17 protein-coding genes are annotated in these 22,636 nt (G+C 39.8%); 7 read left to right on the forward strand and 10 right to left on the reverse strand.

Annotation, left to right across the window (positions count from 1 at the left end; all coding sequences use genetic code 11):
* The first annotated feature begins 308 nt into the window (after positions 1–308).
* Positions 309–749, forward strand: coding sequence for a QcrA and Rieske domain-containing protein (locus H6G68_RS22735; RefSeq protein ID WP_190908684.1), 441 nt, complete (start codon positions 309–311; stop codon positions 747–749).
* Here H6G68_RS22735 and H6G68_RS22740 read toward each other — a convergent pair.
* From H6G68_RS22740 to psaA, 5 genes are all read right to left on the reverse strand, one after another.
* Positions 746–2,632 carry a CHASE2 domain-containing protein gene (locus H6G68_RS22740; RefSeq protein WP_339327881.1) on the reverse strand — a complete coding sequence of 629 codons (1,887 nt, stop codon included), beginning with the start codon at positions 2,630–2,632 and terminating at the stop codon, positions 746–748. The genes H6G68_RS22735 and H6G68_RS22740 overlap by 4 nt on opposite strands.
* Positions 2,633–2,692: 60 nt before the next feature.
* Positions 2,693–3,412 carry a DUF928 domain-containing protein gene (locus H6G68_RS22745; protein WP_190908685.1) on the reverse strand — a complete coding sequence of 240 codons (720 nt, stop codon included), beginning with the start codon at positions 3,410–3,412 and terminating at the stop codon, positions 2,693–2,695.
* Between the two features lie 548 nt (positions 3,413–3,960).
* On the reverse strand, positions 3,961–6,567 hold the full coding sequence (locus H6G68_RS22750) for a CHAT domain-containing protein (protein WP_242045361.1): 2,607 nt from the start codon (positions 6,565–6,567) through the stop codon (positions 3,961–3,963).
* A 268-nt stretch (positions 6,568–6,835) separates the two neighbouring features.
* Positions 6,836–9,067, reverse strand: coding sequence for a photosystem I core protein PsaB (gene psaB, locus H6G68_RS22755; protein ID WP_127051825.1), 2,232 nt, complete (start codon positions 9,065–9,067; stop codon positions 6,836–6,838).
* A gap of 119 nt (positions 9,068–9,186) precedes the next feature.
* Positions 9,187–11,445, reverse strand: a complete 2,259-nt coding sequence (gene psaA, locus H6G68_RS22760; protein WP_190908686.1) for a photosystem I core protein PsaA — start codon at positions 11,443–11,445, stop codon at positions 9,187–9,189.
* 389 nt (positions 11,446–11,834) lie between these two features.
* On the opposite strand from psaA, the gene H6G68_RS22765 reads away from it, so the two are divergent.
* Complete coding sequence (locus tag H6G68_RS22765) at positions 11,835–13,286, forward strand: hypothetical protein (protein WP_190908687.1); 1,452 nt, start codon at positions 11,835–11,837, stop codon at positions 13,284–13,286.
* A 50-nt stretch (positions 13,287–13,336) separates the two neighbouring features.
* Here the strand turns inward: H6G68_RS22765 and H6G68_RS22770 are convergent, their stop codons facing one another.
* Complete coding sequence (locus H6G68_RS22770) at positions 13,337–14,251, reverse strand: glutaminase (protein WP_190908688.1); 915 nt, start codon at positions 14,249–14,251, stop codon at positions 13,337–13,339.
* A 38-nt stretch (positions 14,252–14,289) separates the two neighbouring features.
* On the opposite strand from H6G68_RS22770, the gene H6G68_RS22775 reads away from it, so the two are divergent.
* The 4 genes from H6G68_RS22775 to H6G68_RS22790 all read left to right on the forward strand — a co-directional run bounded on the left by H6G68_RS22775 (position 14,290) and on the right by H6G68_RS22790 (position 18,009).
* Positions 14,290–15,774: a thioredoxin-like domain-containing protein gene (locus tag H6G68_RS22775; protein WP_190908689.1), complete on the forward strand. Its 1,485-nt coding sequence runs from the start codon at positions 14,290–14,292 to the stop codon at positions 15,772–15,774.
* Between the two features lie 78 nt (positions 15,775–15,852).
* Entirely contained in the window at positions 15,853–16,269 is a 417-nt protein-coding gene (locus H6G68_RS22780) for a KGK domain-containing protein (RefSeq protein ID WP_190908690.1), read from the forward strand.
* A gap of 161 nt (positions 16,270–16,430) precedes the next feature.
* On the forward strand, positions 16,431–16,619 hold the full coding sequence (locus H6G68_RS22785; protein WP_190908710.1) for a DUF4089 domain-containing protein: 189 nt from the start codon (positions 16,431–16,433) through the stop codon (positions 16,617–16,619).
* 7 nt (positions 16,620–16,626) lie between these two features.
* The gene (locus H6G68_RS22790; RefSeq protein WP_190908691.1) at positions 16,627–18,009 is read left to right on the forward strand and encodes an AtzE family amidohydrolase; all 1,383 of its coding nucleotides are present in this window, start codon (positions 16,627–16,629) and stop codon (positions 18,007–18,009) included.
* 3 nt (positions 18,010–18,012) lie between these two features.
* On the opposite strand, the gene H6G68_RS22795 is transcribed toward H6G68_RS22790, so the two are convergent.
* Positions 18,013–18,519, reverse strand: coding sequence for a GNAT family N-acetyltransferase (locus H6G68_RS22795; protein WP_190908692.1), 507 nt, complete (start codon positions 18,517–18,519; stop codon positions 18,013–18,015).
* A 53-nt stretch (positions 18,520–18,572) separates the two neighbouring features.
* On the opposite strand from H6G68_RS22795, the gene H6G68_RS22800 reads away from it, so the two are divergent.
* Complete coding sequence (locus H6G68_RS22800) at positions 18,573–19,742, forward strand: NAD(P)/FAD-dependent oxidoreductase (RefSeq protein ID WP_190908693.1); 1,170 nt, start codon at positions 18,573–18,575, stop codon at positions 19,740–19,742.
* On the opposite strand, the gene H6G68_RS22805 is transcribed toward H6G68_RS22800, so the two are convergent.
* The 3 genes from H6G68_RS22805 to H6G68_RS22815 are packed head-to-tail and all read right to left on the reverse strand — an operon-like array spanning position 19,711 to position 22,468.
* Complete coding sequence (locus H6G68_RS22805; RefSeq protein WP_190908694.1) at positions 19,711–20,235, reverse strand: hypothetical protein; 525 nt, start codon at positions 20,233–20,235, stop codon at positions 19,711–19,713. The genes H6G68_RS22800 and H6G68_RS22805 overlap by 32 nt on opposite strands.
* 23 nt (positions 20,236–20,258) lie before the next feature.
* The gene (locus H6G68_RS22810) at positions 20,259–22,022 is read right to left on the reverse strand and encodes a putative bifunctional diguanylate cyclase/phosphodiesterase (RefSeq protein WP_190908695.1); all 1,764 of its coding nucleotides are present in this window, start codon (positions 22,020–22,022) and stop codon (positions 20,259–20,261) included.
* Positions 22,023–22,036: 14 nt separating this feature from the next.
* On the reverse strand, positions 22,037–22,468 hold the full coding sequence (locus tag H6G68_RS22815; protein WP_190908696.1) for a response regulator: 432 nt from the start codon (positions 22,466–22,468) through the stop codon (positions 22,037–22,039).
* Positions 22,469–22,636 lie beyond the last annotated feature (168 nt).

Consider the following 22,636-nt stretch of genomic DNA (forward strand, 5'->3'; position numbering starts at 1 on the left):
TTTCATTAGATAGGTCTTATTGACAATAACTGACCTATTTTTTTTTACCATAAATCGTTGCATTCTTTACACCGTCTTGTTCTCAGCCTTGTTTGTCGCCCCGTCAGCTTTTGATAAGCATTTTATTCAAGCTGGTTTTCAAGCATTAATGAGATAATTAGGTATAGCTTCATTTACATTTTCCTAGAGAAAATATTATGTTATCAACTGACTCATGGTTTTAAAATAGCTTAATAATGACAGCATCAAAGTTTGGCAGTAATAATATATAGGTTGGTGAATAATTACACATTAACTAAAAGCAACTAATGAAACGTCGTGAGTTTATAAACTGGGTGGGTTTAGGTTGTTTAGCTAGTTCTTTACCTGTCGCCCTTGCTGCTTGTTCTCCCGAAACTAGCACATCTGCTACTTCTGGATCTAATGATGCTAATAAGGGCTGGCAAAAGGTGGGTACTATTGCAGAATTAGACAAAACTGGTCAATTATTGGCAGAGAATTCGCCAGTTGGGGCAGTGTTGGTGGTGGGGACATCGAAAACCGCACAAAAATTGATTGCTGTTAACCCTACTTGCACTCACAAAGGTTGCACAGTTGCGTGGAAAGCAAATAAAAATCAATTTGTTTGTCCCTGTCATGATGCAGAATTTGGTGGTGATGGCAAGGTAAAAGCAGGGCCAGCAGAAAAACCACTGAAAACTTACCAGGCTAAGATTGAAGCTGGTTCTGTCTTAGTTAAAGCAAGTTAAGATAGCAAAACTTGGTAAATTGGAGTTAATTCATCTCGTCCTTTTAACTGACTGCTGCCGATAAATTTGGTAGGAAACTTATCTTTAATATGTTGATAAGTTTCTTCACTAATTAGAATTCGGCAAAGTCCACAATTCAAAGATTTATCATAACTTTCTAGTCGAGCGGCTACGTTTACTGTGTCTCCTAGGGCTGTATATTCTGCTCTTTGGGCATTGCCTAACATACCTGTAACTACCGTTCCTGTGGCAATACCAATACGAATAGCAACGGTGGGATTACCTGATAACTGCCATTGTTGATTGAGCGATCGCAATTTATCGGCCATTGCTAAAGCGCAACCTACTGCATTTTCGGCATCAACGGCGATTTCTGCCAATCTTGTGCGTTCAATTGGCACACCAAAAAGCGCCATTACCGCATCACCGATAAATTTATTCACCATACCGTTATATTCCAGGACGATATCAGCCATTGCTTGCATATATTCATTCAGCCAAGACATTAAAGCGGTAGGCGTTATGGTTGTAGCAATAGAGGTAAAACCCTCTAAATCTGAAAATAGTACGGTTGCAGTCATTTCTCGACCGACAATTGACCCTTTTTGTAGTAAATTGTGGCGAGATGTCCAGATTTGATCGGCGACTTGAGAGGTAACTTGCTGTTTAAACAGTGCCATGAGAGTGTATCGGTCTTGACGTTCTAAACGGGTAGTGTAGATAGCAATAGCGATCGCAGATCCCCCTAAACCTAACATTGCTGGGACAACAGGAATCCACCAACCTTGCAGAAAAACGAGGTAAGAACCAAAAATCAAACTACTTCCAGCCACTATTAAACTTAATATTGTTTCTCTATAGGAAATATTCTTATAAATAAATTTTTGAGAACGCAATGTCCAACCAAGAATAGCACCAACAAAAGACCATAAAATAATCCATAGCCATTGTATTTCTTGGGAACTACCCCGCATCATCGGCCTACCGTCCAGTGCAGCACTCAAAATTTGGCTGATAACATTAGCATGAATAACTACCCCAGGCATTCTTTCTGGAAAAGCACTAACAGAAGTACTATAAGGGGTGAAAAAATCATCATGTAGACTGGCCGCAGTTGCACCAACTAAAACAATGCGATCACGTCCCCAATTTGGTGGTACTTGGCCATTGACAACTTGCATGATTGAATATTTTTGAAAGTTGTCTTGCGTGCCTCTAAAATTGAGTAAAATCTGGTAGCCTCGATCATCGGCGCGAATATAACCACCATCATTTTTTTCAAAAGGGATAAATGTAGCTTTTCCTAATTGATAATGACGTTTTTCTGCATCTAGTTCTTTTAACTCAATACCCTTTTTTTCTAAATACATTAAAGATAGTTGTGTCCCCAAACTCACAACTTCCTCTCCTGATTTAGACTCAAGAGAAATTAGACCCCGACGGACTTTACCATCAGCATCTAATAACAAATCGGAAGCTGCTATTTGATCACGTTTACTTAAAATAGGATGGGGATTTACTTCCGGGCCATATCCATCTCCCACCACCTTTTTCACCCCAATCAAGTTGGGTGTAGATTTGAGGATCTGAATTAGTTTTTCATTACCAGGTTGTACAGGTAAATCTCGATATAAATCCAAACCAATAGCTACAGGTTTTTGTTGGCGGATTTTATCCAGCATTTTCGCAAGCACAGCATCAGGGATAGGCCATGTTCCAACTTTTCTAATTGTGTCTTCATCAATAGTGACTATCACAATGCGGGAGTCTTGCGGTTCTGGGGGACGCAGTTTAAAAAACTGGTCGAGTGCTGCCCAATCTATCATCTGAAACAGCCCCAGAACACGCATGAGAATGATGAAACCCGCTACTGATGGAGTCACTATCAATACTGCTCGCCAGCTATTGAGGAACTGTTTGAGTTTAATCACATCAGCGGACTTTTAATTTTTGGGTTGCTGACAACAATCAACAACAGGGACTTGGCTAAGTTCAGTTAAGCCAACAGACTGAAGAAGTTCGTGCCATTCAGCGCCAATTTGAGTATTTTGGGGAAGCGATCGCTTCAAATCAGCTAATGTGGCTACAGTGTCATACCAAAGCCCATTCTGAGCATAGAGTTTAGCTTTTTCTAGAGGGCTGGCAGTTGCGAGACTACTGTTGAGAGCAGAACTGAGTTCGACACGTTCCAATCTTCCTTCCAGAACTATATCCCGTTGTCGTTCTTCTGGATCACAAATCAAAGCCAGATTCCATTTATACTGCTTACCAACTGCCAAAGGTGCAGCTGCTTGAGGAATTTTAAAGCTAGTAATCCCGGAGGTAGCATTCAAATCAACGATAGTTTGGTAAATTCCGTTTCCTTCTTCATCCCACAAAGTTAACTCAGCTTTTCGAGTTGCAGGTTCAGATATCTTCACCAAGACGGTAGGATAAGCCGCAGCGGTTAATTCCCTTTCTGTTGCTGGAATCAATGCAGTCAAAATTGGTTGTGGGGATGAAGTCCCAACGTGCTGACAAACTCCCCTAGTTGCGCCCCCTGCGGTTTTCTGGGGACTACCTTTAGCGCGAAAGGTGACACTGTAGGCTGGTGCTAAGGGTAATAGTACCAGTCCGGTAAAGAGCATGGATAACACAGAACGAGATAATTTTTGCATATTCATAATTTAAGATTGAAAGTTATCTAGTTAGGACTTACGCAAAATCAGGAAGAAACGAACCGCGTTCGCGTAGCGTCCCGTAGGGATAGGCGCGTATCCCTTACGGGACCGAAGGAAAGGACACGAAGAAATAAGGGTTTGAGAGAGTTCTTGCGTAAGTCCTGCTAGTTATATAAACAAGGAATATTTACTGTATTTCTGTTGTTGCGATTTCTAAGTTTCTAAGTATTTATCCAAAACAGGATATTAGTGGTATTTACTGAGAAATATGCCATTAGCCGAGAATTCCAGAGTTATAATTAACTTTTTTGTTACCTTATACAGTTTACCGATATGAATTAATTGTAAATTTTATAAGAACTAATGTGATTATACTGAAAAGACCTGAAAAATAAAATACCCTCTGGTAAAAATTCACAATACCTTTAAACTAATAAACATCTGGTAAAAAATAATTAGGGCTTGCCCAAAACCCTTTGTAGAACAATGTCCTTCGGTAAGCCTACGGCTATATGAGTTGTGCCTATGCCTTTTCCGAATATCTCCAATTCTTATCGCCAATTTCCTATCAACACAAAGGCTGACCAAAAATAGGGATTCTGGAATTTGCGATTTTTTAGTAGTAATAGTTGAGCATTGCGGAGGGCTTCGGCTTTACTAACTTTTGACTTGGCCAATTGCCGATAAAACTCACTAATCAGGATAGAAGTTGATTCGTCATTAACTTGCCAGAGAGTACCGACAGTACTACGAGCGCCGGAACGAATGGCGATACCTGCCAAGCCTAAAGCCGCACGTTCATCACCAGAAGCAGTTTCACAGGCACTGAGAACTAACAGTTCAATAGGGAGTTTTTGGACATCATTGCGGGATTCTCGCAATAATTGGTCTAATTCTTTCACATTGATCCGCTGATTCCAAGTCAAAATAAAGGTATCTGCGGCATTAGAGCTAAATTGACCATGTGTAGCTAAATGAACAATAGGAAAAGACACGGCTTTGATTTGCTTTTGTAGCGATTCAACTATAAACTGCTGATTTAAAAGTGTATGTGTTGGTATCTCCGATGAAATCTGTTGGACTTCAGTAGCCACATCTGGTAAAGCTGGAAAACCCTGACGCGCTTCTGTCAGTGCAGCAATTAAGGCTTTTAGTTTTACTTGAGTGAGGGGTTTAGGTTCGAGGAGTTGGAGTCCGGGAGTCAGAGCAATGTTATATTTTTCGAGGAGATATTGTTGGCCATCATGGAGCGTGGCCATTGGTAAACTTTGCAAAGACCCATCGAGAACAAATACCAAGGTTTTGATGCCATTGGCGGTTAAATCAGCTTCTGCGGGACGAATTAGCCAATCGTAAAGTTTTTGAACTATCGGTAATCTCTCTTGCGTAAAAGCCGTCCGTCTGAGGGAAATTCGGGCTTGTTTAATGGTAGTTTTTAATTCTGTTTGGGGTTTATTAGTAGTGTATTTACGTAAGTTTTTTCCGGGGATAGAGAGAATAACTTCTAGACGGTCATTTAAAATAATTGGATAAATAACAGCCGCTGTGGGATCAATTTGATCAATTTGTTTCGGTTTCGCATCTGCACAAGCATCACGGAAAAAGTTATCTAATTCTGCTAATTGTAAAGATTCGATTATCTGACGGGCTTGCTGGAGTTTAAGCTGACTAGGATATTCTTCTTGCAGCAGCAACCCGACTAACTCCCGATAAATAGGTTCTACACTTTCCCGAAAAGAAAATTGGACATCAGGGTTAACTGTCACTAAATCGCCGCGTAAAGAAGCCAGGATTTTGATAGATTGAGTATATTGAGAAATTGCTCCTTCAGTATTTCTCTGTAGTTTTTGAATGCGTCCTAATTGCCAGAATAATTGATATGCAATATCAGGATATTCAAAAGACGGTGCTAATTTCAACGCTTGAGTTGTATAAATTTCTGCTTTTGTCCATTGTTTTTGTAGTTCAGATAGTCTACCTTGAGTGAGTAAAATATAAGCTTGGGTGCGGGGAGTCCCTAAATTCTGGGCTTGTTGATAAGCACGATTAAGGATTTTCTCTACTTCTGTAAATGATTCAGAAGAATGTATTGCCAATTTGATTAAACTTTCGGCTAGATTAATTTGGGCATAGATTCCCGTTTGATTAGTAGAAATCTGGCTAATTTGCGGTTTTAATGTTAACCATACGGTTTTTGCTTCTTGCCAGTTTTGCGAATCTGTGAATAAACTAAGACGATTCAATAAAGCTTGGATTTGAGTATTTTGACGAGTTGCTAATTGAGCAGAACTGACATAAGCCGAAAGTGCAGTTTCTTGATATTGGTTTTTTTGTTGTTTGTTGAAAGCAGGTTGATTAGCAAAAGCACGGGCTGTATTGCCGATATTTAAATAAACCTCAGCTTGTATTTGAGGAAGACTTAATTTTTGAGATGCTTGTAAACCCAAAGCTAAAATTTGCTGAGACTCATTCAACTGTCCTAAAATCCGGAGAACTTGACCTAGAGCATTCATAACTTGGATATTCTGCAAAGAGACTGATTGGTTTTTCCAAGTTTCTAATATTGCCGAGGAAACTTCACAGGTTGATGTTTCTAAATTTAAAGATAGTAATAGTGTTTGGCAAGCTCTGGGATATAATCCTAATGATTGTAGCGCTAAACTTTGGTTAATTTGACTTTGGATAAGTCGGTCTTTTGTTCCTAGATGTTTGTAGATTTTAGCTGATAAAATCCAAGTATCTAAAGCATCTTGAATTTTACCCCGTTCAAGTTGTAATTGTCCTTGGATATCGAGAGTTTGGGCAAGTATTCGCTGTTGTTCAGAAGTTGGAGATTGAGATTTGAGGAGGGAAAGACTAGAATTGATATTTTCTTCCGCTTGTTCCCATTGTCCTAATTGTCCGAAAGTTGCAGCCAGATTACTTAAAACCATACCTTGATTTAAGAAGTCTTCTTGAGTCTTAAATTCGGTTGCAGCTTGTTGTAATAAAGGGACAACTTCTGGAAACTTTCCCGCATCAAAAAGAATCCGAGCTTGTTGAATAATTGTTTGTGATTGTTGCATTTGAGCGATTACAGGAGTAATGCCCATTGTCAATAATAAGGAAAGGAAAAACAATAAAATAGATTTTAGAAGCGATTGGATAAATTTCATCATTTTTCTTCCCTTAACCCGCTTCACAATTATCATTTACATTTATATGCGGTTAATTAATTATTTTTTAGGCATCAATTCACTTAATTAAAGCTACAAATAAATCTCCGCGTTCCTGCATCTGTCCATTTGTATCAACCTTAAAGTGAAGTGGTATCACCTGCTATACTTTTGAGTTTGTCTCTCTTGACAAAAATGCTATCCTTCCCACCCATTAAAAAATCCCCCACCTTGCGGCAGGGGATTGATTACCTAAAACCAGTAGTCAGGATCAACCAAACTTACCAGCAGTAGAGGCAATGAGGAACGCTGCGTAGGTGACGATGTAGCCAACAGTGAAGTGAGCTAAACCAACCACACGGGCTTGAACAATGGAGAGAGCAACGGGCTTATCTTTCCAGCGAACCAAGTTAGCTAGAGGAGTACGCTCATGCGCCCAAACCAAGGTTTCAATTAACTCTTGCCAGTAACCTCTCCAAGAGATGAGGAACATGAAACCGGTTGCCCAGATTAGGTGTCCGAAGAGGAACATCCAAGCCCAAACAGACAGGTTGTTCATGCCGTAGGCGTTGTAACCGTTAATCAACTGAGCAGAGTTAGCCCAGAGGTAATCACGGAACCAGCCCATCAAGTAGGTAGAGTTTTCGTTGAACTGAGCAACGTTACCTTGCCAAATACCTAGATGTTTCCAGTGCCAGTAGAAGGTTACCCAACCAATGGTGTTCAACATCCAGAACATAGACAGGTAGAAAGCGTCCCAAGCGGAGATATCGCAAGTACCGCCACGGCCGGGACCGTCGCAGGGGAACGCATAGCCGAAGTCCTTTTTATCGGGCATCAGCTTAGAACCACGAGCATCCAAAGCACCTTTAACAAGTACTAGGGTGGTGGTGTGAATAGCCAAAGCGAATGCGTGGTGAACCAAGAAGTCGCCAGGGCCAATTGTTAAGAAGAGGGAGTTAGTACCAGAGTTAATGGCATCTAACCAGCCAGACAACCAAACGTTACCGTAGTTGGGGTAGGCTGTGTAAGCGATGCTATCGGGGTTAGACAACAATGTGTCTAAACCGTAGAGTACTTTACCGTGAGCAGCTTGAATGAACTGAGCAAATACTGGCTCAATCAAGATTTGCTTTTCAGGAGTACCGAAAGCAACTACTACGTCGTTGTGAACGTACAAGCCCAAGGTGTGGAAGCCTAAGAAGAGAGATACCCAGCTGAGGTGGGAAATGATCGCTTCTTTGTGCTGCAAAATCCGGTCTAATACGTTGCCCTTGTTTTGTTCGGGGTCGTAGTCACGTACCCAGAAGATAGCGGCGTGGGCAAAAGCACCAACCATCAAGAAACCAGCTATGTACTGGTGGTGTGTGTACAGTGCTGCCTGTGTTGTGTAGTCCCTAGCAATGAATGCGTAGGGAGGCAGGGCGTACATATGCTGCGCCACCAAAGAAGTGATGGTTCCCAGTGCTGCCAATGCCAAAGACAGTTGGAAGTGCAGGGAGTTGTTGATGGTGTCGTACAGACCTTGGTGAGGCAGGTTAAACTGACCTTCACTCTTGCTACCGGGAACTAAACCGGATTTGGAGTTCAGCATTTCTTTGATGCTGTGACCAATTCCGAAGTTAGTGCGGTACATATGACCAGCGATGATGAAGATAACAGCGATCGCCAAGTGGTGGTGAGCCATGTCGGTCAACCACAAGGATTCTGTTTGGGGGTGGAAACCGCCCAAGAAGGTGAGAATCGCTGTACCAGCACCAGTGGAAGTACCAAACAGATGACCGGCAGTATCAGGGTTCTGAGCGTAAACACCCCAGTTACCAGTGAAGAAGGGGGTTAAGCCTTCTGGATGGGGAGCTACAGTTAAGAAGTTATCCCAACCTACGTGAATACCACGAGATTCAGGAATAGCAACGTGAACCAAGTGACCAGTCCAAGCCAAGGAGCTAACACCGAACAAACCAGCTAAGTGGTGGTTCAGGCGGGGTTCAGCACTCTTGAACCAAGAAAGACTAGGACGAAACTTGGGTTGCAAATGCAACCAACCTGCAAACAAGAATACTGCTGACAATAGGAGCAGACCTAAAGAACCTGTGTAAAGTTCAGTGTTTGTCCGCATCCCGATTGTGTACCACCAGTGGTAAACACCAGAGTAGGCAATGTTTACGGGGTTGCTTGCGCCAGCTTGGGTGAAAGCTTCAATCGCAGGCGCACCGAAGTGAGGGTCCCAAATCGCGTGAGCGATAGGACGGACGTGAAGGGGATCTTTAATCCACTGTTCAAAGTTACCTTGCCAGGCTACGTGAAACAGGAGGCTGGATGCCCACAGGAAGATGATTGCCAAGTGACCGAAGTGCGTAGCGAAAATCTTTTGGTAAAGATTTTCCTCCGTCATGCCATCGTGGCTTTCAAAGTCGTTGCCTGTAGCGATCGCATACCAAATCCGACGAGTAGTCGGGTCCTGTGCGAGATCCTGGCTAAATTTTGGAAATTTTGTTGCCATAGGTTTGATATGTCCTCTGACCTTTAGCCATCAGGTATCAGTAAAATTTTAGATTCTAGATTTTGGATTTTGGATTAAATCTAAAATCTAAAATCCAAAATCCAAAATTCAACTGATTACTACCCTACTGAAAGGATGTGTGCGTGGAAGAATGCCCAGGTGGTGGCAATTCCTCCTAATAGATAGTGAGCTACACCTACAGCCCGACCTTGAGTGATGCTCAAAGCGCGAGGTTGTATTGTTGGTGCTACTTTCAGTTTATTGTGCGCCCAAACAATGGACTCAATTAGTTCTTGCCAGTAGCCACGACCACTGAACAGGAACATTAAGCTGAATGCCCAAACAAAGTGAGCGCCTAGGAACATGAGTCCATAAGCAGAAAATTCACTTCCGTAGGAGTTGATGACCTGTGTAGCTTGCGCCCACAGGAAGTCACGCAACCAGCCGTTAATAGTGATGGCACTTTCTGCAAAGTTGCCACCAGTGATGTGATTTACCACACCATCTGCATCTACAGTTCCCCAAACATCAGATTGCATCTTCCAGCTGAAGTGGAAAATTACGATTGACAGGGAGTTATACATCCAGAACAGTCCTAGGAACACATGATCCCAACCAGAAACTTGACAGGTACCGCCACGACCTGGACCATCGCAAGGGAAGCGGAAACCCAAGTTTGCCTTGTCTGGAATCAGACGAGAACTGCGGGCGTACAGTACACCTTTGAGCAGAATCAGAACGGTGACGTGAATGGTGAAGGCGTGAATGTGGTGAATTAGGAAGTCTGCTGTACCCAAAGCTATGGGCATCATTGCGACTTTGCCGCCTACTGCCAACACACCACCACCAAAAGCATAGCTAACTGGTGCTAACGCATTGGGTGCTGTGCCACCTGGAGCCAGTGTGTGCAGGTTTTGTACCCACTGAGCAAACACAGGTTGCAACTGAATTGCTGCGTCGGAGAACATATCTTGAGGACGACCCAATGCACGCATTGTGTCGTTGTGGATGTACAGTCCAAAGCTGTGGAAGCCCAGGAAAATACATACCCAGTTCAGGTGAGAGATGATAGCGTCACGGTGACGAATCACCCGATCTAACACGTTGTTTTGGTTAACTACGGGATCGTAATCCCGCACCATGAATATCGCTGCGTGAGCAGCACCACCAACAATCAAGAAGCCACCGATCCAAATATGGTGAGTGAAAATGCACAACTGTGTAGCGTAATCAGTTGCCAAGTATGGATAGGGAGGCATCGCGTACATATGATGCGCGATGATGATTGTCAAGGAACCCAAGAAAGCCAGGTTAGTAGCTAACTGAGCGTGCCAAGAAGTGGTGAGGTTTTCGTAAAGACCTTTGTGACCTTCGCCAGTAAAAGGACCTTTGTGGTTTTCTAGGATATCTTTGATGCTGTGACCGATACCCCAGTTAGTGCGGTACATATGACCGGCAATGATGAACAGTACAGCGATCGCTAAGTGGTGATGAGAAATATCACTCATCCACAAGCCACCTGTGACCGGGTTCAAACCGCCTTTAAAGGTCAGAATGTCAGCATAAGTTCCCCAGTTCAAAGTGAAGAAAGGTGTTAAACCGCTGGCAAAGCTGGGATACAACTCTGTCAACAAATCTTTGTTCAAAATGAACTCATGGGGCAAGGGGATGTCCTTAATGGCAACGCCTGCATCCAATAGCTTGTTGATTGGTGCTGACACATGGATTAAGTGACCAGCCCATCCCAAAGAACCACAGCCTAGCAATACTGATAAGTGATGATTCAGCATTGACTCCACATTCTGGAACCATTCCAGTTTGGGAGCGCGTTTGTGGTAATGGAACCAACCTGCAAATAGGAACAAGCCTGCTAGTACCAAGCCGCCAATCGCAGTTACATATAACTGGAAGGAGCTAGTGATACCCCAGCCTCGCCATACTTGGAACAAGCCAGAGGTGATTTGAATGCCGTGGAAGCCACCGCCTACATCACCGTTTAAAATGTCTTGTCCAACAATAGGCCAAACTACTTGAGCGCTAGGCTTAACGCCTAATGGATCGCTCAACCAAGCTTCGTAATTGGAGAACTTAGCGCCATGGAATAACATCCCGCTCAACCAGATTGTCACTACAGCCAGGTGGCCAAAGTGAGCGGCGAATATCTTGCGGGATATGTCTTCTAGATCGCTTGTATGAGTGTCAAAATCGTGGGCGAGGGCGTGCAGGTTCCAAATCCAAGTGGTGGTTTTTGGACCTTTAGCTAAGGATCTGTCGAAATGTCCAGGTTGCGCCCATTTTTGAAATGAGGTAGGTACCGGATCATTGTCAACGATGACTCTTGCTTTCTTTTCCTCTCGCTCCGGAGGACTAATCGTCATTCGACCTCCTCTCTAAATAAGGAATGAGGACTCAGGAATACCACAGAGTTAGCTTTACTCGCAATTCCAGAGATTTTCTGGAGCCGCGATGACCGCGCTGTGTGGATAGTTGTTTCTGTTGAATTATAGAGTCTATACTTGTACTTTGTTAGAGACATTTTAACAATAATTAAAAATAGCCAGATTTCTTGTCTTATCTGGCTTTTAACGTAAAACAAATTGTTAAAATGTCAATAGCTTATCCATTTAATTTACAAAGAATAACAATTCTTAAAACTTATAGGTACTACTGAGGGTAGCAAATTTGATCTTTTAGGCTATAGTTCCCTAGGCACAGTTTGCGCCACAATAATTTGTTAACCGTTGAAGACTATCACAGGGCGAAAGAAATGAACTCTAGGCGTAAAATAGCTTTAGAGAAACTCGTCTTTAGGAGTTTCCCGATCCTCAAATGGCTAATAACATTGGTGTTGGTCTTAAGTCTATGCAGTTGTGTTGAGAAAGCGGGAAGTCAAGAAGTCTCTATTGACAATCGGACAAAAGCGCCACCAGTATCCCCAATTTCTGGGCAATTTGCAGAAACTACCCCTCCAGATGTTATCCAAGAACTGCGCCCCAGCTTGGAAGGTTATCAGCCACAAGTGACAATTCTCAGTCCCCAAGGGGATGAAGTCTTACAAGACGATACGGTTAAAGTCAGCTTGCAGGTTAAGGATCTACCAATATTCAAAGATCCACAATGGCAATTAGGCCCTCATCTGCACGTTATTCTCGATAACCAGCCTTATATAGCGGTTTACGACCTCAGTCAGCCTCTTATTTTGCCCAACTTGTCCCCAGGTAGTCATACCTTACGTGTATTTGCATCTCGTCCTTGGCATGAAAGCTTTAAAAATGAGGGCGCTTATGCCCAAACAACATTTCACATTTTTACTAAAACTGACGATAACAACCCTGAACCTAATTTACCAGTATTAACTTACAGTCGTCCCAATGCCAGTTACGGTGCAGAACCGATTATGCTGGATTTTTATCTTACTAACGCGCCTTTACACATTGCTTCTGAAGATAATGTGGAAGACACAATGAGTGATTGGCGCATTCGCTGCACGATTAACGGTGAAAATTTCGTTCTTGACCGTTGGCAAACAGTATATCTTAAAGGCTTTAAGCCAGGTAAGTCTTGGGTAAAACTAGAATTTCTCGATAATCAGGGAAACCCAGTCAAAAATGCCTTTAACAGTACAGTCAGATTAATTAACTACCAACCCAACGGTCAAGACACGCTTTCGAGAATTGTCAGAGGAGAACTAACCGCTGATGAAGTGCGGGGTATCGTAGATCAGAATTATACGCCACCAGTTCCCGAAACCGAAACTACACCAATTCCTAAAGTTGAAAAAACACCCGAACCTCAACCTGAGATAGAAACGCCACCAGTTCCCGAAACCGAAACTACACCAATTCCTAAAGTTGACAAAACACCCGCACCGCAACCTGAGATAGAAACGCCACCAGTTCCCGAAACGGAAACTACACCAATTCCTAAAGTTGAAAAAGCACCCGCACCGCAACCTGAGATAGAAACGCCACCAGTTCCCGAAACCGAAACGACAGCAACTCCCAAAGTTGACAAAAAACCGGAACTTCAACCGGAGATAGAAACGCCACCAGTTCCCGAAACCGAAACTACACCAATTCCTAAAGTTGAAATAATACCCAAACCTCAACCTGAAATTACACCCACACCTCCTGCTATTAAATTTGCAGCACCAGAACTACAGCCGAAATTCATACCAACACCTTCCAAAAAACAGCTAAACCCTCCCATAGCTGTGTAAGAAGAGTCTGAAACTCTTTTGAATTTTGAATTTTGAATTTTTGTCTGCGGTTAATGATTCATATTTAATTTCAACCCTGAGGATAAAGCTTCAATAAATGCCAGACCTGCCACAGGATTGCTTATACTATCCAAGGCAGGACTGTAGCAAGCGATAGCTCCCTGATTTGGTACTATTGCTAATAAACCCCCACTAATACCCGATTTCATGGGTAAACCAATTTTGATAGCATACTGAGCAGAAGCCTCATATAATCCACAAGTTAACATCACATTATTCACGATGTTGCGGTTTAGTGAGTTTATAAAACTGCTGTTACAAGCTAATGAATTTCCTAATAAGGCTAAGTCCTGGACATTTCCAGAAATACAGCATATTTGTTCATAAGTGTCAAGAGCAATTTCCAGATTTTGGATATGTCCAGTTTTGATAAGATGGTGAGCGATCGCTAGATTTGCTGGTGAACGAGTAGCGCGAACTGAATTCAGCAACTCTTCATCTAACTGCAATTGACACCCTGCTAATTCATTCAACCATTGACAGAATAAATGCGTGCGAGTATTCCCATCCTTTCCTGGTAACTTATCAGCTAAGGTAATAGCACCACTATTAATCATTGGATTACGTGGATACCCATTATCAGCAATTAACTGTTCTAAAGAATTGAAAGGTGCTGCGGAGGGTTCAAACCCAACCCATTCTGATACCTTTTCTCCTCCGAAATGTTCCAGAAGATATAGTAGGGAGAATGGCTTAATTACACTCATTAAAGGAAATACACAACCTGTATCTCCTAAACTGTAATTTACACCTGATTCACAGCAGATATGAACAGCAAACCAGCTAGGGTTAGCTATAGCTAAAGGTGGAATACGTTCAATAACTCGTCCCTGTACAGCTTGGTTTTTAGCTTGTTGTACCCAAAGAGATAAATTATTTATATTGATTTTTTCTAGTTCTATCAAAACCGATTTCAACCTAAAATCTACAATCTTAAAATACTATGATTCCCCGTGTTAGATCACCAGAATTACCACAAAATTATCCTTGGCTGAATACTGATAAACCTTTATCACTAAAAGCACTCAAAGGTAGAGTCATAATTTTAGACTTTTGGACATACTGTTGTATCAACTGTTTACACATATTACCAGACTTGAAATATTTAGAACGTAAATATCAAGATAGCCTGACAATTATCGGCGTTCACTCTGCGAAATTTGACAACGAAAAAGAAATCGAAAACATTCGTCAAGCCGTTCTGCGCTACGACATTGAACATCCAGTTTTAGTGGATATTGGTTTTCGAGTTTGGGATGAGTATACTGTTCGTGCTTGGCCTACCTTAATAATTATAGATCCACAAGGTTATGTAATTAGTCAAGTTTCTGGTGAAGGAAATTTACAACTTATTGAAAACATCATTATTCAATCTATTAATCAAAATCAAGATAAAATTAATTTTCAACAACTCGAATTCAATTTAGAAAAACAGCATAATCCATTAATTACACCCTTCGCTTTTCCCAGTAAAATTTTAGCTACACCTGCGGGTTTATTTATTGCTGATTCTGGACATCATCGTTTAGTAATGAGTAGCTTAGAAGGTGAAGTTATTCATATCATTGGTACAGGAAAGCCAGGTTTAAATGATGGGAAATTTGACGAAGTACAGTTTTCTGCACCACAAGGAATGAGTTATGATCTAGAAAATCAAATTCTTTATGTTGCTGATACAGAAAATCATGTTGTACAGCGTGTTGATTTGCAAAAACTAGTAGTTGAAACAATTGCGGGAACTGGTAAACAAAGTTATATTATTCATCCTCATGGTGGTGCTGCATTAGCAACAGCATTAAATTCACCTTGGGATTTAGTGAAAGTTGGTAATTTACTGTTTATCACAATGGCAGGTTCTCATCAAATTTGGCAAATGAATTTAGAAACAGGTAATATTACAACTTATGCGGGAACAGGTGCAGAAGGTTGTGTTGATGGTAATTTTTCAGAATGTGCATTTGCTCAACCTAGCGGAATTACTACAAATGGAAAAGAGTTATTTATTGCTGATAGTGAAGTTAGTTCGATTCGGGCTGTGGAAATAGCAGAAAATGGCAAAGTAAGAACCGTTTGTGGTAGTGGTTTTTTATTTGAATTTGGTGATAAAGATGGTACGGGTGATGATGTGCGTTTACAGCATTGTTTAGATATAGATTATTTCGATAATTACCTTTGGGTTGCAGATACATATAATCATAAACTAAAAGTAGTTAATCCTATTAATGGTGAATGTAAAACTATTTTGTTCAATAGCGAAAATTCTCTTTTATCTGAACCTTCAGGTTTGAGTTGTCTGGGTTCATCTCTATATATTAGTGATACCAATAATCATGTAATTCGGCGTGTTAATTTGGAAAGTTTAGAAATAACAACTTTGGAATTTTCTGGTTTATGTGCGCCTAGTATGTGTTTGCCTGAAAATGTTTAAATTGCATAACTTTACGGATCAAAAAATACCCTGAAATGGTATATTTATTATTGCTTGTTTTAATTGAGTAGTATAGATATGAGTGATAAATTTATTTTGTTAGATTGTGATGATGATGTCATACAGATTTCTAATGATAGTTTTACGGTAAGTAGATTAAAAGAGTTGGTAATCAACGGAATTCTAGAAAAGAAGCCTTTATCTGTAGGCAATAATGTTAATATTCATATCGGGATCTGTCTTGACTATTTAGGCAATTTTAAAATTTATGATCAAGATATTCATGTAGATGATCTACAATTACAAATAACAAAAGATTGTCAGCTTTTAAAAATTGGTAATAAAGGTTGGCAGACGGGAAAGATTAAAATAAAGATGTCAATTTCACCACTGAATAAATATTCAGATTATGTTGATTTAGAATTTTATCCTGATGAACCTGAAATACCAGAATCACCGTTAGATGATCTGAGAAAAAGCTTAAACAATAGGTAGGGTGGGCAATGCCCACCAAATAAATAGAAAAATGCTCAATAATATGTAGGATATACAACACCCACCATCAATTATCTTTATCCAAAAAAATGAATCAAATGGTGAATATTAATATTCGATGTAATGATATATTATTGGTGGGCAATGCCCACCCTACTAAGATGGAAAATCAAGATTTTAATGTTCAAGAATATGTTAAACAAATGTCGATTTTATTGAAGTTAGAAATAAATGATGAATATCAAGATGGTGTAATTGCCAACTTTGAGAGAATTAAAGATATAGCCGAAATTGTCAATAACTTTCCTTTACCAGAATCAATAGAAATTGCACCCACTTTTGAACCATAAATAAACCATGAATGATGCTGTATCTATAACCGAAAATGTTTTATCAGGTAAGGTTAGCGCAGTGGATATTACCCAAGCTGCATTAACCATAATTGCTGCTAGGAATGATGATCTAAATTGCTTTACAACTATTACCGCAGAAACAGCTTTACAAGATGCAGCACGTATTGATAGAGAAATTGCTGAAGGTAAAAATCCCGGTGTTTTAGCTGGTGTACCTTTTGCAGTTAAAAACCTTTTTGATATTGCTGATTTAACAACATTAGCAGGTGCAAAAATCAACGCCGAAAATGCGACTGCTACCCAAGACGCAACTGCAATTACTAAATTAAAACAAGCTGGTGCGTTGCTAATTGGTGCGCTAAATATGGATGAATATGCTTATGGATTTGTGACAGAAAATGCCCATTATGGTGCAACTCACAACCCCCATGATTTAAATCGTGTTGCGGGGGGTTCTTCCGGTGGTTCTGCTGCTGTGGTTGCTGCGGGTTTAGTTCCTTTTTCTTTGGGTTCAGATACTAACGGTTCCATTCGTGTTCCTGCGGCTTTGTGTGGTGTATTTGGGTTTAAACCCACTTATGGAAGGTTGTCTCGTGCAGGTGTAAAATTATTTTCTAGTAGTTTAGATCATATCGGTCATTTTGCAAATTCAGTTAGAGATATTGCAACAATTTTTGATGTTTTACAAGGGGAGGATGAAAAAGATCCAATTTGTACAAAACGTCCGATTGAAAAATCTTTACTACAACTAAATAATGATATATATAATATTAAAATTGCCATTGCAGATGATTATTTTACCCAAAATGCAGAACCAGCAGCTTTAGCAGCAGTCCAAAAAGTAGCTGAAGCGTTAAATGTCACAGAATATGTCACAATACCGGAAGCAAAAATTGCCAGGGCTGCGGCTTTTATAATTACAGCTTGTGAAGGTGCAAATTTACATTTAGATAAATTAAAAAATCGTCCCCAAGACTTTGATTTTGCTACGCGAGATCGATTTTTGGCAGGTGCATTAATTCCTAATCATTGGTATATCCAAGCCCAACGATTTAGAAGCTGGTATAGAGATAAAGTCAGAGAAATATTTAAAAATGTAGATATAATTATTGCCCCTACAACACCAATTCCAGCGCCATTAATTGGTCAACAAACTATGATTTTAAACAATGAAGAAATTCTCGTTCGTCCGCATTTGGGTTTATTCACTCAACCATTATCTTTTATTGGTTTACCCGTTTTATCAGTTCCCATTAATCAAGAAAATTCTTTACCTTTAGGAGTACAGTTGATAGCTGCACCCTATAATGAAGCATTAATTCTACGAGTTGCAGCAGTATTAGAAAAACAGGGTATAAGTTGCAGTAACGTGATTAGTTTAATTTGAATATCAAACCCCGTTAAAGGCAGGTGGATAAACAACTTTACCCTTATATTTTTTCTCATAACTTGATAATGTTTTCACCATAAAAACATCATCCGGTACTGGAAAAGGAGATTCTATTTGATAATCAACTGATGGCTGAAAACCAAAACGGCTATAGAAAGCAGGATGACCAAGTACAATAACTATAGCGTCTCCTCTGGTATCTGCTATTTCTAAACTGGCTTTTACTAATGTGCTACCAATTCCCTGTTTTTGAAATTCTGGATGAACTGCTAGAGGTGCTAAACCAAGAACTGGTAGAATTTTTTCACTCACTAAATTAATATAGCTGTAAAGAATATGACCGACTATCTTACCTTGAATTTCTATAACTAACGATAATTCTGGAATATATCTGTCGGAAGAACGAATTTTTTCAATAAGTTTAGCTTCAGTTTCACCCTGGAAAGCTAGGGTATTTACCTCAGCTATTGCTGAATAATCTAACAGAGTTTCACAACGGATGTTCATAACATAATTCCCACTGTTCAAATATTAGATTTAAATATTAGAGTCAAAAACCTATGAAAACTTACGATTGGATTGTTGTTGGTGCGGGAATTACAGGTGCTGCACTTGCTTATGAATTAGCGAAAACAGGCTTTTCTGTACTTTTACTAGAACAACAGACAACACCACAGAACGCAACTCGCTATAGTTATGGTGGCATTTCTTATTGGGCAGCAACTACACCCATTACACACCAACTATATCAAGAAAGTATAGCCCGTCACCGTATTTTATCTCAAGAATTAGATGCTGATACTGAATTTAAGGAATTAGATTTACTACTAACTATTGCTACTAATGCAAACCCAGAAGCAACAGCTACATCCTATGCACAGGTTGCCATTCCACCACGTTTACTCAGTATTAAAGAAGCTTGTGAATTAGAACCATTGCTAAATAAAGATGCAATATCTGGCGCTTTAACTGTTAAACACGGACATATCCATCCCGAAAAAACAGCACAAGCATACATTCAAGCTATGTTGCGTCTTGGGGGAGAAATGGAGATTTCCCAAGTATTAGGATTTCTAACTACAAATACAGGAAAATTTACAGGTGTAAAGACAACTACTGGAATCTTCCAAAGTGCTAATATTGCTATCTGTGCTGGTGGAATTAGTCGAAAATTACTAAAATCATCTGGGATTTCTATCAAGCTGTATTTTTCTCATGCAGAAATCATTGAAATACCACCTATAGAACTACGGTTGAATACTTTAGTAATGCCAGCTAATCTGCAAAGATTTAAATTGGATACCGAATCAACTCAAGTTGATGAATTATGGGATGAAGTTGGTAACGAGATAGTAGCACCTATTTTAGATGCGGGTGCAGTGCAGTTTCTTGATGGTAGTTTGCGATTAGGTCAAATTAGTCGTGTTCTCACAGATCCTGATGCTCAAGTTAACTCAGAAGCAAGTGAAAGATGGTTGAGAACAAGTATCACACAAATATTACCAGCTTTGGGAAGCTTACCAGGAATTTGGCATCATTGTTTAGTGGCATTTAGTAAGGATAAATTGCCCTTGATTGGTGCTATTCCCGAATTTGAGGGAATTCATATTTTCTCAGGTTTCAGTAGTCCCTTAGTTCTTGTACTGCCATTAGCAGAACGTTTTGCTAAATTTGTATCTGGACAGGAAGATGATATTATTAGCCAGTTATCTCCGACTCGCTGGAATTAGCAATGATTTGATTTAATTGTAATTCTTTGATTTTGATCCCCATTGTTTCTGTAGCAATTAGTTCTGCTGCTTCTTGCAATAGTTGCTGTTGTTCTTCTTGAATTGTTTCTAGACGACGACGAATTTCTGTTAATCTTTTTTGCTTATCTTGATGAATTGCTATGGAATTTGCAGCAATTAATTCTGAATTATCATTATTACCTTTAAAACTATTAAAGGTAAAATAACTAATCTTAATCAAAAATTGAATTAACTTTAATGGAAATTTCAATATTGACCAACTAGCTGTTTCAATTAAACGCACAATTGCTTTGATGATAATCCAAAGGATAGCCATCATAAAAAGCAGTATTACTAAACTGACAAGGGGATGATTAACCCCCCAACCCAGTATTTGTAAAAGTTTTAAAAATATTGGTTCTTCTGTAACAAACTTATGTAAGTAAGAGGTAATTGTATTTTGAATATGTTCACCAGTTAGCCAACTATACATACAGAGATTAGATGTAGATTTTATCAGGCTTTGAGGCTTAATCTACTATTATTGGGGATAATAGGTACTAAAGAAACACTGAATTCTCTTGTGGTTCTTTGAAGCCAGTCCTTGACTAGAGATGCTGGCATAGGTTTAGAGAATAAATAGCCTTGTCCATAATTGCAGCCTAGCGATCGCAATTTATCACGTTGTTCAACTGTCTCTATCCCTTCGGCAACTATATCTAAGTTTAGAGTGTGGGCTAAGGTAATTATCGCTTGCAATATTCCCAAGTTTCGCTCATTTTTCTGGATACGAGATACAAAAGAGCGATCGATTTTTACGGTATCGATGGGCAAACCGTGCAAATAAGATAAGGAAGAATAACCAGTACCAAAATCATCAAGGCTAATCTGAATACCCGCTGCTCGAAATGCTTCCAAACTGGAAATGATTGTTTGTGTATTATGCATCAGCGTACTTTCTGTAATTTCCAGTTTCAGCTTTAACTGATCCAAATTCAGCGATTCATATTGATGGATAATTTTTGGTACTAATTCTGGTTCATTTAATTGAACTCCTGATAAATTTACTGCCACACTCAAAGGTAGATAATCTGCTAACTGACTTTTCCAGATAGTTAATTGTTGGCAAGCTGCTTCTAAAATCCAATCACCAAGGGGAATAATCAGCCCCGTTTGTTCCGCTAAGGGAATAAATTCATCGGGTGATATCCATCCTTGTTCAGGATGTTTCCAGCGTATTAGTGCTTCAAAACCGACTACTCGGTTAGGATTTAGGGAAAAGATTGGCTGATAGAAAAGTTGTAACTCCTGATTGCTAATCGCTTTTCTCAAATCAGTTTCCATCTGTAACCGATTTGATGCTTCCGTTTGCATACTGCGATTGTACACAACTGTGGGATATTTTAATCCCTGTTCCTTTGCAGTGTAATTGGCAATTTCTGCTGCCCGCAAAAACTCTTCTGCTTCTTTAAAATCCATTGAAGAATGGACTATACCAATAGTAATTGACGCATAAATTAAGAAGCCTTCCAAATCGAAAGGAGGATCAAGTACTTGATGCACCTTGTTGCCTATGGCTTCTGCCTCACTGACATGACAGAAATTTTTTAGCAGTAGTGCAAATTCATCTTTTCCTATTCGTGCTAAATAATCACCAGGACGTAAAGTGTCTTGCAGACGTTTTCCTACTTCAATAAGTAGTTGTTCACTTTTATTATGCCCAAAGCCATATTTAATCTTTCGATATTGGTCAATATCTAAAAAAACTACTGCAAATATATGGTCATCCTGAAGATATTCCTGTAATATATTTAAGAAAGCATGACGATTAGGTAAGTTAGTTAATTCATCATAAAAAGCTAAAAATTTAACTCTTTCCAATGCTTGCTTGTGTTCACTTCGCATCTGGGCTTCTCGCAATTCACGAGTAATAGCTGGAATCAGTCGAGTGAGATTTTGCTTGAGTAAATAATCGTGCGCTCCAGATATCATTAAATCAATGGCTGTTTCCTCACCAATGGAACCAGAAACTACAATAAAAGGAATATCAAGTTGACGCTGCTTGACTAGTTCAAGTGCCTTGTTCGCACTAAACAGAGGCATGGAATAATCTGTGAGAATGACATCCCATTCATGAGTATCAAGAGCTTCTGCCATTGCTTCATATGTGTCAACCTGTTGATAAACTACTTCGTAATTTGCACGTTCTAACTCTAATACAAGCAGTTCGGCATCATCTCGGTTGTCTTCAACAATCAGAGCTTTGATTTTATTATTCATAATAATTAGGTTTATTAGGTATTGGGAGGAGGACTGTTTAAAACTAACCAGTACTTTCCTAGCTGTTGTATGACATTTACAAATTCATCATAATCAACAGGTTTGCGGATATAACTGTTGCAACCCAAACCATAGCCTTGAAGCCGATCACTCTCTTCATGAGAGGTCGTCAAAATCACAATAGGTAACAATCGAGTTCGAGAATTAGATCGAATTTGCCGGAGAACTTCCAAGCCATTGATTCGAGGTAGCTGCAAATCTAGCAAAATCAAATCCGGTAAGGGATCTGAACTTGAATTATTTGAAAATAAATAGTTGATGGCTTCAACCCCATCTCTAGCGATGACAATATTTTCTTGCAGTACTGATTTTTCAAATGCTAGTAGTGTTAACTCTACATCATCAGGGTTGTCCTCAACAATAAGTAGTGTATTTGTTGCTCTCATGTTCTTTTGGATTATACCTTATGTTTTCTATTAATTGTAGAATTCACTCATTATTTTTACTCGGAGAACTACAACTGATGATTGGGAAAAAAGATTAATTGCAGTTCTATAAGCCATAAATTCGCTCAATTGAAAGGCATTAATTGAAAAAATTTCTCCAGTTTATAA

The sequence above is a fragment of the Anabaena catenula FACHB-362 genome (assembly GCF_014698735.1).
GTDB classification, from domain to species: domain Bacteria; phylum Cyanobacteriota; class Cyanobacteriia; order Cyanobacteriales; family Nostocaceae; genus Anabaena; species Anabaena variabilis_A.

Excerpts from the sequence above, each read along its gene's own strand:
- psaA (WP_190908686.1), bottom strand. The coding sequence starts at position 11,445 with ATGACGATTAGTCCTCCGGAGCGAGAGGAAAAGAAAGCAAGAGTCATC.
- H6G68_RS22765 (WP_190908687.1), top strand. The coding sequence starts at position 11,835 with ATGAACTCTAGGCGTAAAATAGCTTTAGAGAAACTCGTCTTTAGGAGT.
- H6G68_RS22780 (WP_190908690.1), top strand. The coding sequence starts at position 15,853 with ATGAGTGATAAATTTATTTTGTTAGATTGTGATGATGATGTCATACAG.
- H6G68_RS22785 (WP_190908710.1), top strand. The coding sequence starts at position 16,431 with ATGGAAAATCAAGATTTTAATGTTCAAGAATATGTTAAACAAATGTCG.
- H6G68_RS22800 (WP_190908693.1), top strand. The coding sequence starts at position 18,573 with ATGAAAACTTACGATTGGATTGTTGTTGGTGCGGGAATTACAGGTGCT.
- H6G68_RS22745 (WP_190908685.1), bottom strand. The coding sequence starts at position 3,412 with ATGAATATGCAAAAATTATCTCGTTCTGTGTTATCCATGCTCTTTACC.
- H6G68_RS22790 (WP_190908691.1), top strand. The coding sequence starts at position 16,627 with ATGAATGATGCTGTATCTATAACCGAAAATGTTTTATCAGGTAAGGTT.
- H6G68_RS22795 (WP_190908692.1), bottom strand. The coding sequence starts at position 18,519 with ATGAACATCCGTTGTGAAACTCTGTTAGATTATTCAGCAATAGCTGAG.
- psaB (WP_127051825.1), bottom strand. The coding sequence starts at position 9,067 with ATGGCAACAAAATTTCCAAAATTTAGCCAGGATCTCGCACAGGACCCG.
- H6G68_RS22810 (WP_190908695.1), bottom strand. The coding sequence starts at position 22,022 with ATGAATAATAAAATCAAAGCTCTGATTGTTGAAGACAACCGAGATGAT.
- H6G68_RS22750 (WP_242045361.1), bottom strand. The coding sequence starts at position 6,567 with ATGATGAAATTTATCCAATCGCTTCTAAAATCTATTTTATTGTTTTTC.
- H6G68_RS22805 (WP_190908694.1), bottom strand. The coding sequence starts at position 20,235 with ATGTATAGTTGGCTAACTGGTGAACATATTCAAAATACAATTACCTCT.
- H6G68_RS22815 (WP_190908696.1), bottom strand. The coding sequence starts at position 22,468 with ATGAGAGCAACAAATACACTACTTATTGTTGAGGACAACCCTGATGAT.
- H6G68_RS22775 (WP_190908689.1), top strand. The coding sequence starts at position 14,290 with ATGATTCCCCGTGTTAGATCACCAGAATTACCACAAAATTATCCTTGG.
- H6G68_RS22735 (WP_190908684.1), top strand. The coding sequence starts at position 309 with ATGAAACGTCGTGAGTTTATAAACTGGGTGGGTTTAGGTTGTTTAGCT.